This window comes from Dendronalium phyllosphericum CENA369 (assembly GCF_016056275.1).
GTDB classification, from domain to species: domain Bacteria; phylum Cyanobacteriota; class Cyanobacteriia; order Cyanobacteriales; family Nostocaceae; genus Dendronalium; species Dendronalium phyllosphericum.
Window position 1 is genome coordinate 1 of record NZ_JAECZA010000320.1, and the last position, 15,101, is coordinate 15,101.

14 protein-coding genes and 2 pseudogenes are annotated in these 15,101 nt (G+C 41.3%); 9 read left to right on the forward strand and 7 right to left on the reverse strand.

Features of this window, described 5'->3' with window-relative positions; genetic code table 11:
- From I8752_RS36250 to I8752_RS36270, 5 genes and pseudogenes are all read left to right on the forward strand, one after another.
- Positions 1-305 (forward strand): annotated as a pseudogene (locus tag I8752_RS36250) (IS110 family transposase); the annotation flags it as partial.
- Between the two features lie 84 nt (positions 306-389).
- Positions 390-584, forward strand: a complete 195-nt coding sequence (locus tag I8752_RS36255) for a hypothetical protein (RefSeq protein ID WP_214436971.1) — start codon at positions 390-392, stop codon at positions 582-584.
- 20 nt (positions 585-604) lie between these two features.
- A complete protein-coding gene (locus I8752_RS36260) occupies positions 605-802 on the forward strand; it encodes a hypothetical protein (protein WP_214436972.1) in 198 nt (65 codons plus the stop codon).
- Between the two features lie 436 nt (positions 803-1,238).
- Complete coding sequence (locus tag I8752_RS36265) at positions 1,239-1,724, forward strand: NADAR family protein (protein ID WP_214436973.1); 486 nt, start codon at positions 1,239-1,241, stop codon at positions 1,722-1,724.
- 217 nt (positions 1,725-1,941) lie between these two features.
- Complete coding sequence (locus I8752_RS36270) at positions 1,942-4,581, forward strand: M1 family metallopeptidase (RefSeq protein ID WP_214436974.1); 2,640 nt, start codon at positions 1,942-1,944, stop codon at positions 4,579-4,581.
- A gap of 220 nt (positions 4,582-4,801) precedes the next feature.
- Here I8752_RS36270 and I8752_RS36275 read toward each other — a convergent pair whose 3' ends face one another.
- Positions 4,802-5,170, reverse strand: a complete 369-nt coding sequence (locus tag I8752_RS36275) for a hypothetical protein (RefSeq protein ID WP_214436975.1) — start codon at positions 5,168-5,170, stop codon at positions 4,802-4,804.
- 348 nt (positions 5,171-5,518) lie between these two features.
- On the opposite strand from I8752_RS36275, the gene asnB reads away from it, so the two are divergent.
- Positions 5,519-7,444 carry an asparagine synthase (glutamine-hydrolyzing) gene (gene asnB / locus I8752_RS36280; RefSeq protein ID WP_214436976.1) on the forward strand — a complete coding sequence of 642 codons (1,926 nt, stop codon included), beginning with the start codon at positions 5,519-5,521 and terminating at the stop codon, positions 7,442-7,444.
- A gap of 58 nt (positions 7,445-7,502) precedes the next feature.
- Here asnB and I8752_RS36285 read toward each other — a convergent pair whose 3' ends face one another.
- Complete coding sequence (locus I8752_RS36285; RefSeq protein ID WP_214436984.1) at positions 7,503-8,522, reverse strand: S66 peptidase family protein; 1,020 nt, start codon at positions 8,520-8,522, stop codon at positions 7,503-7,505.
- Between the two features lie 406 nt (positions 8,523-8,928).
- Complete coding sequence (locus I8752_RS36290; protein ID WP_214436977.1) at positions 8,929-9,159, reverse strand: hypothetical protein; 231 nt, start codon at positions 9,157-9,159, stop codon at positions 8,929-8,931.
- A 304-nt stretch (positions 9,160-9,463) separates the two neighbouring features.
- Here I8752_RS36290 and I8752_RS36295 point away from each other — a divergent pair, with 304 nt between their 5' ends.
- Both I8752_RS36295 and I8752_RS36300 read left to right on the forward strand, forming a co-directional pair.
- Positions 9,464-9,826, forward strand: coding sequence for a Lin0512 family protein (locus tag I8752_RS36295; RefSeq protein WP_214436978.1), 363 nt, complete (start codon positions 9,464-9,466; stop codon positions 9,824-9,826).
- Between the two features lie 216 nt (positions 9,827-10,042).
- On the forward strand, positions 10,043-11,389 hold the full coding sequence (locus I8752_RS36300) for an aromatic ring-hydroxylating dioxygenase subunit alpha (RefSeq protein ID WP_214436979.1): 1,347 nt from the start codon (positions 10,043-10,045) through the stop codon (positions 11,387-11,389).
- Positions 11,390-11,817: 428 nt separating this feature from the next.
- On the opposite strand, the gene I8752_RS36305 is transcribed toward I8752_RS36300, so the two are convergent.
- The 4 genes and pseudogenes from I8752_RS36305 to I8752_RS36320 form a co-directional block, all read right to left on the reverse strand.
- Positions 11,818-12,030 carry a hypothetical protein gene (locus I8752_RS36305; protein ID WP_214436980.1) on the reverse strand — a complete coding sequence of 71 codons (213 nt, stop codon included), beginning with the start codon at positions 12,028-12,030 and terminating at the stop codon, positions 11,818-11,820.
- 58 nt (positions 12,031-12,088) lie between these two features.
- Positions 12,089-13,267: an acyl-CoA dehydrogenase family protein gene (locus I8752_RS36310; RefSeq protein WP_214436981.1), complete on the reverse strand. Its 1,179-nt coding sequence runs from the start codon at positions 13,265-13,267 to the stop codon at positions 12,089-12,091.
- A 33-nt stretch (positions 13,268-13,300) separates the two neighbouring features.
- A complete protein-coding gene (locus I8752_RS36315) occupies positions 13,301-14,287 on the reverse strand; it encodes an ABC transporter substrate-binding protein (protein ID WP_214436982.1) in 987 nt (328 codons plus the stop codon).
- 20 nt (positions 14,288-14,307) lie between these two features.
- Positions 14,308-14,748 (reverse strand): annotated as a pseudogene (locus tag I8752_RS36320) (class II aldolase/adducin family protein); the annotation flags it as partial.
- A gap of 52 nt (positions 14,749-14,800) precedes the next feature.
- Here I8752_RS36320 and I8752_RS36325 point away from each other — a divergent pair.
- A partial coding sequence (locus I8752_RS36325) for an IS630 transposase-related protein (RefSeq protein ID WP_214436983.1) occupies positions 14,801-15,101 on the forward strand: 301 nt, incomplete at its 3' end.

Below are 15,101 nucleotides of genomic sequence, written 5' to 3' on the forward strand. Positions count from 1 at the left end.
GGTTAGGCATGGGCACTGTGCTAGAGCAGTCCGGCGATAAGCTGGTAGAAAAAGGTAGCGGTTCGGCACTGTGCAGAATGAACTTCTGGCAATATACGATCACGAAAATCGAGATTGACAAACGCTTACCCAATAACCCTATCGGTGAGGAGATTGCTTTGTACAAAGCCGAACTCAAAAAAAATGTTGACGCTTCTGGTAAACAGCTACTTAATGGCAAGCACTTGCAGTCCAAGCTCAGTTCCAAGGTTGCCAATATGCTGTTTCGGGAGTTAACCAGAGCGATCGCCACGGCGCGATCGTAAATAAGAGACGCACTTACCCCACCTTACTAGTGGGGTTTTAAATCCGTTGAGTGTGAAAACTTAGGAATTTTGAATCATTTAGAAATGGAAATTCTTATTACTAGTCAGAATTGGGTAGAGATAGAAGGTAAGGTACGCCCATTACCAAAAAAACTTCTAAATTACGGTTATCAAATTATTAAAACTGATGGAACAGTAATTGCTTCAGCGAATGGATGGACAAACCCACACAGGGCAGAAGAAGAAGCAAATAAAAAACTTAAAACTATACTTCTGTGACAAAAAGGGAATTTTGACTAATGACTGAAGATTACACAGTTTATGCACATGAAGAAGATGTTGAAAACTGCCCAGAGTGCAACGGCGAAGGAGAGCGTGATTATGGGTTATGTCATTCGTGCGGCGGTACAGGAATTGTAGATCGCTCGCCTGGCGAAAGCTTTTACGAGGTTGAAAGTATCCGGGTATACCCCAATCCCCAATCCCCAATCACATGACAGTGACATAAAACTTCTCGCATAATCCCCAATACCTAATCCTCAATCTCTAATCTCCAATCCCCAATCACATGACAGTGACATAACACTGACTTGCCCCGCTAGAGTGAAATTAAAGCAAGTACCTGAGCTAGGAGTAGAGACGCGATTATACTCTTACGAGAAGCCGCTCTTACGAGCGTCTACGCGTCTGTACAAGAGTCAGTTGCTGTAAGGCTTTGAGCGATCGCAACTGTCCTCAAGGGTGTGACTACAGCTATAAGTTAAATTCTAGAACTAAATATTGGATCGGGTTATGAGTATGACCTAGGAATTTAAACGATCGCGCTTCAGCCAATCCGCGATTGTTAATAACATCTAACTCTCCTAACGGGAGTTATTTAAGAGTTCCGATCGGGCTAAAGTGAAATTGATATATATAAAGAGAAATTTTCAAATGACCATTTACTTTTATAAGGTTTGGCAACCTTACGGTTGTTTTTCTAACTTTTCTGACCACGGAATCTACATGCAAGGTACTTACTGGTCAACAGTAGAGCATTATTATCAAGCACAAAAGTTTGCTGGCAGCACTGATGCAGTAATTATACCTGTGATTTGCTCTGCTGAAAGCCCAGAAGAAGCCGCTGCTTTGGGACGATGTAGCACCCGAAAACTCCGCCGAGATTGGGATTTAGTCAAAACTCAAGTGATGCGAGAAGCAGTACTTAAGAAGTTTCTCACCCATGGAGACATTAAAGAAATTCTTTTAGGCACAGGCGACGAACTCTTAGTGGAAAACTCGCCAACAGATTATTTCTGGGGCTGTGGTCTCAATAAGACTGGCCAAAATCATCTCGGCAAAATTCTCATGAGCGTGCGTGAAGAAATCCGGCAACTACGGTTTTCAGCAGTAATTTCCGCTGAATATTTGTCCCAATAGTAACAATCAAAGGACTTCCAAATAAAAATATCCTACCTCACAGTCCTGGTTTTTTGCTGGCGATCGCTTGACATTCAATACAGTCACTACTAGATAATTGATTTTTTGGAAGTCCCTAATCTCCAATTTCCCAGATGTAGGAAATAAATCCAGATAGCGCTATTTTTTGGAAATATATACAGGTAAACTTTTAGGATTAAAAGGTCAACAAACATCTATGTCGCAATTTTATTTTGATACAGACAATAACAGACACAAATCTTTTGAATTACCAGGAGCGAAACCGCACTACAATCCCGATCGCCCCGGACAAGTAGAGCATATTTTTCTCGACCTAGCTTTGGATATCCCTAACCAAAGTTATCACGGCATTTGCAGCATTCGCCTCTTGCCGATCCGCAATGGCATTGACCGTTTGACTTTAGATGCTGTCAACTTAAATATCAAGTCTGTGCAAGTGGATGAGGAATCACAAAATTTTGACTACGATGGAGAACAGCTTTCCATCCAACTTGCAAAAGCGACACAGGTAGGTAAACGGTTGTTGATTGCGATCGCTTATTCGGTAGAAAAACCCCAACGCGGTATTTACTTTATTCAACCAGACAAACACTACCCCAACAAACCCACCCAAGTCTGGACTCAAGGAGAAGATGAAGACTCGCGTTTTTGGTTTCCCTGCTTTGACTATCCAGGACAACTCTCTACTTCAGAAATTCGCGTCCGCATTCCCAAAAACTTAATTGCCATCTCCAACGGCGAACTGATTGACACCCAAAAAGATGGCGATGAAAAAATCTACCATTGGTCGCAGCAACAAATTCATCCTACCTATTTAATGACTTTGGCAGTGGGCGACTTTGCCGAAATTCGGGATGAGTGGCAAGGAAAACCAGTCACCTACTACGTAGAAAAGGCACGGGAGAAAGATGCCAAAATCAGTATGGGCAAAACTCCCCGAATGATGGAATTTTTGAGCGATAAGTATGGTTATCCCTATGCTTTTCCGAAATACGCCCAAGTTTGTGTAGATGACTTCATCTTTGGTGGGATGGAAAATACCTCCACAACGCTGTTAACAGACCGATGTCTGCTAGACGAACGCGCCGCCTTAGATAACCGCACCACAGAAAGTTTAGTTGTCCACGAACTAGCACACCAGTGGTTTGGCGATTTAGTAGTCATTAAACATTGGTCACATGCTTGGATTAAAGAAGGAATGGCTTCCTACTCTGAGGTGATGTGGACAGAACACGAGTATAGTCTAGAAGAAGCAGCATACTATCGGTTATTGGAAGCTCGGAGTTATTTAAGCGAAGATAGCAGTCGCTACCGCCGCCCAATGGTAACGCATGTTTACCGCGAAGCGATCGAACTTTATGACCGCCACATCTACGAAAAAGGTTCTTGTGTTTATCACATGATTCGGGCGGAATTAGGAGAAGAATTGTTTTGGCAAGCAATTCAAACATTTGTCCGAGATAATGCCCACAAAACTGTGGAAACAATAGACTTACTAAGGGCAATTGAAAAAGCGACTGGACGTAATCTCGCATTCCTCTTCGACCAGTACGTTTACCGAGGTGGTCATCCTGATTTTAAAGTCGCTTACTCTTGGGATGGGGATGCTAATTTAGCAAAAGTGACAGTAACTCAAACCCAAGCAGACAACAATAGCGGTAAAGATTTATTTGACCTAAGAATCCCCATCGGTTTTGGCTATACCCAGCAGACCGAAACTACCACTGATGCAAAACTCAGCACTCAGCACTCAGCACTCAGCACTCTCTCCTCAGCACTCAGCACTTTCACTGTGCGGGTGAATGAACGCGAACAAAGCTTTTACTTTCCACTGCCAGAAAAGCCTCAATTTATCAGCTTTGATGTGGGAAATCATTTCCTCAAAACTGTATCTTTGGAGTATCCAGTACCGGAATTAAAAGCACAGTTAGAATTTGACCCCGACCCACTTTCGCGGATCTGTGCGGCAGAAGCTTTGGCGAAAAAAGGTGGTTTAGAAGTTGTTAAAGCACTGTCAGCGGCATTGCAAAACGATTCATCTTGGGGTGTACGGATTGAAGTAGCTAAACAATTGGCAGAAATCAAATTAGACCAAGCCTTTGATGGGTTGGTTCTGGGATTGCAAGATAAAAATGCTGTTGTGCGGCGGGCTGTAGTGCAAGCACTTGCTAAAATCAAAACCCATGAAAGCTATAAAGCTGTGAAACAACTGTTGCAGGACGGCGATCCCAGCTATTATGTGGAAGCTGCTGCTGCTCATACTGTTGGAGCGATCGCAACTGCTAACTCAGAAGAAAAGCCCAAAGAAGAAAAGGTTATCAAGCTGCTGAAATCTGTTTTAGAAGACAAGGCAGGTTGGAATGAAGTAGTGCGGAGTGGTGCAGTTGCAGGTTTAGCTGAACTCAAAACTTCAGAAGCAGCTTTAAATCTGCTACTCGAATATACCAAGCTGGGTATACCACAACCACTGCGTTTAGCTGCAATTCGTGCTTTAGGAAAGATTTCTGTCGGTCAAAATTCGGTAAACTTAGAACGAATTTTAGAAAGATTGGCAGAACTAGCGAAAGAAACCTTCTTTTTAACGCAAGTATCTGTGGTGGCGGCATTAGGACAAATGGAAACTCCCAAAGCGGGGGCGATTTTGCGATCGCTAGCTGACCAAACACCAGATGGACGCGTGCGCCGCCAAGCTGAGGAAGCAATGGCTAATATCCAAAAAAATGTTGGTGCAGAAAGTGCCCTGCGTAGTTTGCGTGAGGAACTCGACCAACTCAAACAACAAAACCAACAACTCGTAAGCCGCTTGGAAAATTTAGAGGCTAAAGCCAAATCATAGTCAAAAGTTATGAATAGGGACAAAGGCAAAGGGAGAAGTGAACAACATTCCTTTGTCTTTTGTCTAGTTATCAATAAACCTCTTGCAGAAGTTCCTAACACCCCACCCCCAACCCTGCCCTTGGTAAGGGGAGAGGAGCGTTTGCGTCAGCAAATGCGGGGTGGGGTTCTTTATTTTTGATTTCTGCAAGATGTCTAATGAATTAATTACGAATTACGAATTATTTACCGATTTGTTTACAAACAATTTGCATTGCTTTACCCGGTGAAGAACTGGCTACAAAAGGTATTTCTCCTGTTTTATTGTCTTCTTGAATTAGCTGCCCTTGCGAACTGTAAATAGCGATGTGATTGAGAAATAGCCGCGATTCTTGGCACGATGCATGGAATGTTGTCTCGAAGATGCCATCTTGATACATCCCATAGAGCTTGTATGTCGTACCTCTAATAGTTTCCTTATCCAGAGCTATACTGTTCCCTAACTTATCGTGTCCGACTGTGACATATCTTTCTGCATCTTGGGCGATCGCAGCACCGCTACTCAACAAAACAGCGATCGCACCTACCATACCGCCTATTCTATAAAACATCTGCTTTAAAAATATAAGATTTCCTATATTTCTACTCATAAGCAAAGCAGTTATAACACGGTAGAAGCACTGAAATCAAAATGTGACCATTAAGAGTCTTACTATAAAAATTTTCAAGATTTGATACTCTACTTTGTAATCAAAGTACTTGAAAAAGTTGAAAAATATTGTTACACCTCTCTCAAGAAGGATGATGTTATTCCTTTGCCTATCGCTATTGTAGTGAATGTGTTTGATGTGGGGCTTTTAATTCTCTAAAAAAATATAGACAAAATCCAACACTTTTGGCGTTTTGTAATTGAGTAAGTAGCCTCATAGATAAAATACTGAAACTTATATGGTGAATTTATGTGTGGCATAGTAGCAATATTTTCAGCAGAAGAACCAATTTCTGAATCTTCTTTGAAATTAGGGACGAATTGCTTAAAGCATAGAGGCCCAGATGGAGAAAAATTCTGGATTTCTAGCGATCGCCGAGTTGCTTTAGGGCATAGAAGACTCAGTATTATTGACTTACGTGGCGGCGATCAGCCAATTACTAATCAAGATGAAACTCTATATATTATTGCCAATAATGAGTTTTATGACTTTGAACGGATACAGCGCGATTTAAAGCAATGGGGATATCAGCTAAAAACTAACTCTGATAGCGAAATTGCCCTCCATTTATACGATGAATTTGGCACACAATGCTTGCATCATTTACGGGGTGAATTTGCCTTTATCATTTGGGATAAACGCAACGAAGTGCTATTTGCAGCGCGCGATCGCTTTGGTATTAAACCACTTTATTACACTATTTATAACGATACTCTCTATTTAGCTTCTGAAGTCAAGGCTTTATTTGCCGCAGGCGTTCCAGCTGCTTGGGATGGCGAATCTTTGTGGCAAGATACCTGGGGAATTTTATCTCCAGATCGCACTCTATATGCTAATGTCAATCAAGTGCCACCGGGTTATTTTTTACTAGCATCTCGCTCTGGTATTCGCCTGCATCGTTACTGGGATTTTAATTACCCGCTAATTCATGATTTACCTCAATCCAGCCCAGAAGATTACATTGAACAGCTGCGCCATACATTAGATGAAGCTATCCAATTGCGCTTAAGGGCTGATGTCCCAGTTGGTTGTTATCTTAGTGGCGGTCTTGATTCGTCTGCGGTGTTAGGAATAGCAGCAACTCATAGTTCCGAACCTATCCAAGCTTTTACTATTGCTTTTGAACATGAAGCTTATAACGAAGAAGCGATCGCACGAGAAACAGCAGCATATTCTCAAGCTAACATCCAAGTTATTCCGATTCGTCAAAAAGACATAGCTGAGAATTTTGCCGATGCTACTTGGCATTGCGAAATGCTATCTATTAATGCTAATACCACTGCTAAGTATCTTTTAAGTCGTGCTGCAAGAGATGCAGGCTATAAAGTTGTACTTACAGGCGAAGGTTCAGACGAAATATTTGGAGGCTACGTTCATTTTCGGCAAGATATATTACTTCAAAATCAACAACAAGAAAATGAAGAAACTATACAACTTCAATTAGAAGAATTAAGACAAAAAAATCAAGCTTCGATTGGTTTGTTATTTTCTGAAAATGAATCAACACCAGATTTAAATAGCGTTCAGCGCTTATTAAACTATACCCCCGCTTGGATGCAAGCTTATGCTCAAAGACATATAAATTCTGTTCCTTTTTATTCATCAGAATTTATCGACCAATTCCAAAAACGGGATGTATATCGCATATTTTTCAATCAAATAGATGTACAGGGACAACTTAAAGGAAGAGAATTTGTCAATCAATCTCTTTATTTATGGTCAAAAACAAATTTAGCTAATTTACTTTTACGGATGTTAGGTGATGGTGTTGAAATGGCACATTCCATTGAAGGAAGGCTACCTTTTTTGGATCATAAAGTTGTGGAATTAGTTCGTAACATGCCTATTTCAATGAAAATTCGTGGTCTTACGGAAAAATATGTTTTGCGAGAAGCAGCAAAGCCATTCATTACAGATACAGTCTATAATCGCCAAAAACATCCATTTGTTGCTCCCCCTTCAACTTTTAATCCGAATGAAGCATTACAGCAACTTATCCAAGACACCCTCCGAAGTTCGGTCATGTCTCGCGTACCATTTTATAACCAAGCAGCAGTAATTCAGTTACTCGACCAATTACCTACAATGAATCAAAGTCAACGCACTACTACAGACTTTCTGTTGCTGAGAATGCTCAGTGCTTGCGTTTTGCAAGAAAGATTCGGACTTGTATAAATGCAGTGATTTTAATTGAGCGATGTCGGACGACAAGCTGCAAGCGTCTACGCTGATTTCAATTAACAGCTGCTTCTAACAATTTAATTGTCCCAGTATCAGCATCTATTTCTACTTCTAAACCGATTGGCAAGATGAATTTATCTTTAATATGACCAATCATCGAACCATACCAGGCAGGAATATTTAAGGGCAGTATGCGGTCTTGTAATACTTGCATTAAAGTAAACGATGGTTCGTCTCCCAGACTACAATCTGTGCATTGCCCAAAAATAAAACCAGCAATTTGGTTGAGGATGCCAGCATTTTGTAATTGAGTCAGCATCCGGTCTATTCGATAAATATCTTCGTTGGTATCTTCTACAAATAAAATACTTTTGTACCAGGAAGGCAAGTAAGGCGAACCCACCATTGCCGATAGCACCGACAAGTTACCACCAACAAGTTTACCCCTAGCTTTTCCTGGTGCAATAGTCTCAACTCGTATTTCGCCAGTGTGACTATTTTGCATAGTCACTGCTTCGCTATCAAAGAGAATGCGTTTGAGGTAATCGAGCATAAACGGACTCCAAGTAGACGTAGCAACTGGCCCGTGAAAAGTAATTATCTGACTGCGAGCATTAATCGCTAACAACAAAGATGTAATATCGCTATATCCCATGAGAATTTTGGGATGAGAGCGAATCAGGGGATAGTTGAGCAGAGGTAAAATTCGGTTACAGCCCCAACCACCGCGCACAGTTATAATCGCTTTAATAAAGCGATCGCTAAACATTGCATTTACATCCGCAGCGCGATCGGCATCTTTACCTGCTAAATAGCCGTAACGGTCTAAAATATGCGCTCCTAGTTTGGCTTTTAATCCTAAGTCTTTTAAATATTGCTGCACTACTTCAATATATTTGGGTTCAAAAACACCCGCAGGAGCAATCAATCCTACAGTATCACCTACTTGCAGGCGGGGCGGTTTCACAATAGTAGTTGGAGCTAACTTACCTTGAACGGTCAGTAGTGGTATTTGAGTAGCTAAGGTAGTAAGCCCCAAAGTAGTCAGAAATTGTCGGCGATCGATCATAATGGCAGCTATAGTAACATTTGCCACATTCAAATGGGGCCAAAAACAGGGTGTGGGGTGTAGGGGGTAGGGTGTAGGGGAAAACGGCGTTGGACGGAGCTTGAACTGCGAAGGGCGCAAGCGTCTTGACTCATACGAGGCTTGTGTTCTACTGGTTGTTGGGGCTATTTCTTCCCCCACACCCCGCCCTAACGGGGCTTAGTCATTTAGTAGTACTGAGTAGTTACGCCATCGACAAATTTAAAGATTGAAGTAACGACACCAATACATCGCATTAAGTGTTTATTGAAAAATTTTTTCAAATTTTCATAAATAAGTTTAGTTACTCTTAGATTCTTTTTTGCTGAATAATTTTTACTTGTTGCACTCAGCATTTTTTTGGGAAAAGTCAGTTCTAAATTAGATTATTCTAAAACCAACGAATAATATTATGCCAAAATTTATCGCCAAAAATAGCCGAAAGTAACCCACACACAATAGCAAAAATAATCCAAACTGCTAGTAAACCTGTTATTGTTTGCGCGCTATAGAGTATTCCCACACCTCCAGCTATTAAAATACCAACTAGAAAACCACAGCCAAATCTGGCAGTGAACTTGCTATAATCAAAACTTTTATTTTGATGAGATTTTTTGCTCACGGTAGTTTAGTTTCCAATAAAGTAAGTAATTCAAAGATAATTATTGCGATCGCTTTGGTCAACTACCATACTGTAACTAAGTAGGTGGACATAATTAAATGTAAAATGCCAATCGGTGAAACGCTGTCATAAGCTGGCATTTACCTTCTGCCTTCTACTTACTATTCCAAACCTCATTACCCTGCTGTAGTTTACTTCAGTATTTTTAAGTTACATATATTACTTTATTCCCAGCGGCAGACAGCAGAGCTACTCGATAAGCGATAAAGTGAAAAGGGAAAATTTCGGGAATCGGGAGGTGACGGTGGAGCGCAAACGCTTGATTATCGAAATGGGGATGGGAATAGATCAGCACGGACAAGAGCCAACAATAGCAGCAGCTAGAGCTGTACGTAATGCGATCGCTCATAATGCTTTACCTGGTGTTTGGGAAGTTGCCGGTTTGAGCGATCCCAATGACATGATTGTAGAAGTCCAAATAGCTGTCCCTTATCCAGAACAAGTCAGGGAAGAAGAAGTACTAGCCGTACTACCTTTTGGTAAAAAAACTCTCACTGTTGAATTTGGGGGAATGGTGGTGCAGGGACGAGCTATTGAATCTCTTAACGATAAAAATGACGAAATGTTGATAGCGATCGCTGCTGTGACAGTTCTGATTGAAAAGTAATAGCGAAAGCTGCGATCGCTCTTTTAGATCCAGCCGAGGGCAAGAATAAAACTTGCTCGACAACAGTTTTTGAGCATTAATGCTATTAATCTTAAAAGTATTTAATTTACAATATTATGTTATCAAAAATATAACTATCTCTTGAGATTTTCTCTATCTAAAAATTGTTTATGTAACATATATAAAGACAGATAGGATAATCGCAAACAGGAGGATATGATGACCTTACAAATAGAAATACCACCAACTTCTAAATCTGAAACACCTGAAGAAAAACTAGAATTTAACTGGCGACAATGTTGGTATCCTGTCTGTTTTGTTCGAGATTTACCGTTAGACCGTCCGTATAGCTTTTCTTTGTACGAGGAACCTTTTGTTATCTTCAAAAATAAAGATGAACAACTTGTTTGTTTGACAGATCGTTGTCCTCACCGTGCGGCGAGACTCTCCGACGGACAAGTTATCGATGGTAAAATTGAGTGTTCCTACCACGGTTGGCAGTTTGGCGCAGATGGTCAATGTCTGCACATTCCTCAGTTACCTGCCGATGCAAAAATTCCTGTTAATGCTTGCGTGTCATCTTTTAAAATTGTGGAACACCAAGGCATAGTTTGGATGTGGGCAGACGAAAATGAAACTGCTGTTGATGATATTATTCCCACCATAGAAGATTTAGAAAAACCGGAAATCGTCATAATAGATTACATGCGCGATCTCCCTTACAGTCAAAGCTATTTCATTGAAAATGTCATCGACCCGGCTCACATTCCTATTAGCCATGATGGCGTTATGGGAAATCGAGAAGATGCCCAACCGTTGGAAATGGAAGTTATTGAAAGTTCGTATCAGGGAATTCATGGGCGATATAAAAAGATACGTACACCCAATCAATCTTGGAATCTTTTAGATTTCATCGCTCCTAACTTAATTATTTATCAAATTAAGATTGAACAAAGAGGTTGGTTTGGTGGAATAGCTTTGTATTCTATCCCTCTCGGTAAAGATAAATGCCGAATTTTACTCAGAAATTATGGTAACTTTTTCGATTGGAAAATCAAGTATGCACCTCGTTGGTTAGATCACATCTTATTGCGAAACAAAATTTTAGAAGGCGATTTACAACTGGTTGTGCAACAACAAGCACAAGTCGAACGTTTGGGAAAAAACCTCAAAGAAATATACTTACCGCTGAAAACCTCTGACACCTTAGTACTGGAATACCGCAAATGGCTAGATAAATTTGGTGCTTCTTTGCCATTTTATCAAGGCTATTCTTCCACAAAAAACATGAGTCTAGACGACCTCAAGCAAAACTTGACATCGCAAGACAGATTTTTACAACACACACAAATTTGTAGTTCTTGCAATCAAGCTTATCAAGTAACAAATCAGCTGAAAAGTACCTTTATAGGAGTGGCGATCGCTCTTGCATCAGGAGCCATACTAGTAGATGATTATCCGCTAAAAATAGCGACAGTTTCAGCTGCTCTTGTGTCAGTTGGTCTAGCAGTTATTGCCCAAAAAATCAAAATTCAGTTTGAGCGTTCCTACACTCGTCACTGAAATAGTGCTGAGTGCTGAGTGCTGAGTGCTGAGGAGCCACTGCGTTGCGGTGAGGGGGTCACAGTCTTGGTGAGTCACTTGCCGTCTTGGAGCGTGCGAAATTATTGCTTTAATAATACATTCGCTGAAATAACAAATAAGTTCGCTGAAATAACAAATGAGTTCGCTGAAATAACAAATGAGTTCGCTGAAATAACAAATGCGAACGCTGAAATAACAAATGCGAACGCCGAAATAACAAATGCAATCGCCGTTATTGCAATTAAGTCTCGTAGTGGCGTGGCACAGCTAAAATTGTGCATTTAGTGTAGGTTCGGTTAAGCAACGCGAAACCCAACGTGGATCTTCGTGCTGGGTTTCACCCCGTTCAACCCAACCTACAATATATAGAATTGGTATCAGGGACTTCGTTTGCATAGCTGCGATTTCTAATCGCTTAGACTAGGTGCAATATGTAAGCGTCCTTGGGGACTCTTTTCTTTTGGTAAAGATGGCGAATCTTTGGTTGGTAACTCCCAAATATCTTGTCTTCCCTGTTGTTCGTTGACTGATGACTGGAGATGAGGTGGTAGTTGAGGCTGTTGCCCAAATAACCAAGACACTGCGTCTAACAACTCTGTTTCAACTTGTCCATTGAACATATGTTTACCATTGTTAAATGTAAGCTGTGACTATTAATTACTCGTAATTAATAGCCGATTAAATTTTGAGTGCTGATTTCCCCAGAAACAAACAGATTGCATCATTTTGCGGTGTATGAATGCGACTGCAAAGTACATCTCGATAATGTCTTTCTAAAGGATTTTTCTTCGATAAACCAGGATTACCAATCAATTCCAGTCCAATTTCGATAGCGCGAATAGCATTACTTGTAGTTAGATATTTCACTGTTTGCGCTTGTAAACCAACTTTGTTATCGTATTTACCTCCGTCGATATCAGTTGCCAAGCTGTAAATCAGTCGGTGGTTAGCGTAAAGTAATGCTTCAATTTCGCCAACAGCTGTTTGAAACCGAGGCAAAGTTGCTAGACTTGCACCTAAATTAGTAGGCGATCGCTCGTTTAAATACTCAACTAACCAATCTCGTGCTGCCGTCGCTACTCCTTGATACAAGGCACTCAACCACAAACTTACACTCGCCAGTTTCAGAGGATCTGCTGCTGCAATAGCTTGAACCGGACGAATATCCAAAGCATATTCTCTAGGAATCAAAACATCTTCTAAAATTAGGTCGTGGCTACCAGTAGCCCTCATCCCTAAATGATCCCAAGTTTCATCAATCTTCACCCCAGGAAGGTCGCGTGGCACAAGAAAACTGCCTACCTGTGGTTCCTGTTCATTTGTTCGCGCCCAAACGACGAAATAACTTAAAATCGGACTGCCCGTGGTGTATTGTTTGTGACCAGTGACTAACCAGCCATCGTCTGTTTGTTTGGCGATCGTTGTTGGTAGTCCTCCTCTAGCTGGTGTGCCTAATTCCGGTTCCACACGAGCGGCATTGAGTAGAGCAATACCTACTACCGACTCCCGACAAAGCCGTTCGTAAACTGCGGGATGCCAACTACGAGTCCGGGCAGCGCCGGCATGTTGGAGGTAGTGCATTGTCAATACCAAAGCTGTAGAAGCATCACCACTAGCTATCTTTTCAATTACTTGACAAACGGTGGTATAGTCTGCATCTTGACCGCCGAATTCTTTGGGAATGGTGAGACTTAACAGCTGTGCTTGATGGAGAGCTGCAAAATTCTCAAAAGGAAAAGAACCCTCGCGATCGTGTAGGGCAGCGCGACTAGCAAAATCAGCTGCTAGCGACTCGACCAATTCCAACAAATTGGGGGAAGATGCTGTAGTAGCTTCTAAAACGGGAGATTTTGACATTTGACTTGCAGCTCCTACCTTCTGGCGACAGTGCTAATTACATTTGGCGATATCTTTATTAAAACTGCTGTCCCATAATGGTTTCACATCAACTTTTGATGAAATCACACCCGCTTGGTAAAAAGTATCAGCGACCAATTGTTGAGAGGCGATCGCCTCATCGGAAATGGGAAGTAATTTTTGCGGACGCTGTTGCTGTCCTTGTTTGGCATCCTGGTAAACGATCGCTTCATCTACTTTGATATTATCTGCGTAACTCTTCGACCATTCCTTGAGATGAGATTCTTGCCAAGTTTGAGTTTTTTGTAATCGGCAGAGAAAATCAGCGATCGCGGCTTTCTTTTGGGGATTGGCGATCGCTTCTGGAGCAGCGACAATCACAAAGTTCCCACTCAAAATATCTTTTGCTGACTTCAGTACCCGCGCCCCATCTTTTTCGGCTAGGGGAATAGAATAACCGTAGGTTGCCCAAGCATCTAATTCTCCCTTGCGAAAAGCAGAAAGTCCATCCGGTATTGACAGCGGAACTCCCTTAATGTCTTTCATTGTCAACCCAACTTCTGCCAACATTTTAATTAAGAAATAGTGAGCAGTAGTAGCTTGAACATAGCCCACCCTCTTACCTTTGAGGTCAGCAATAGATTTTGCTGGCGAATTCTTCGGTATCAGTACAACTTGAGCAATAGTTGGCCCTTTCCTAGTAGCAATAATTTTCACAGATGCTTGCGATTTAATCGCAAAAATCGGTGGAATTTCGCTAGCAGAAGCGAGGTCAATTGCGCCTGCATTAATTGACTGCACCATGAGATTGCCCCCAGTAAACTCAGTAAACTGAACTTGATAAGGGAAATTATCCTGCCCAGCTAACTTTAAATCTAAATCCCAACCACCTTTATACTTAGCCACACGTAATTGGGTATTAGTAATATTAGGAGTTGCAGAATTTGTCGATTTAACATCACAAGCTGTCAAAAAAACCAACAAACAACCCAAAGGAAAAACAGACTTTAACTTTTGCATCTTTCTGCACGTGAAAAAACTCACTCCAACAAATCCGGTTCTTCTTGCACAATCCTGTCGTAAAGTGGCTGAAAGCTATACCAGCCGCCCGTTTGAGTTCCTACCTGACTGTGTGTTAAAGTCGCAATTTCCTGGTCGATAGGAATAGGTTTACCTGCTGCTTCTGCTAAAAGTTGCGCCTGAGCCGAACGTTCAAAGGTAATGTACCACCAAGCTGCGGCATCAACTGTTGGCCCCGCAGTCAAAAAGCCATGATTTCGCAGGATTACAGCTTTTTTATTTCCTAACACTTCAGCAATTCTTCTACCTTCAGATGTATCTAGAACAACGCCCTTATAGTCATCAAATAGGGCATGATCTTGATAAAAAATACAAGCATCTTGAGTCAAAGGATCGAGGAGACGACCTAGACTTGACCAAGATTTCCCATACAGGGAATGAGCATGAGCAGCCGCAACTACAGCAAATTGCAGGTAAATGAGGTACATTAATACCAGTACATCAACTCTTAAAATGAAAGCTTACTCAATCGACTTGCGAGAAAAAATAGTTTTGGCTTACTCACAAGGTGACACCTCAATCAGGAAGGTGGCTAATAGATTTAGTGTAGCCAAAAGTTTTGTACAAAAACTTCTCTCCATGAATAAGACTCAAGGTCATGTACAACCCAAACAACAAGGTGGAGCACAAAAGGGAGAGTTGGATGGATATGAAACTCAACTAGCTGCAATGGTTGAACAATACCCAGATGCAACATTATTGGAATATTGCGAATATTGGGGTACAAGCTACGCTCATTGGGTAAGCACGAGTA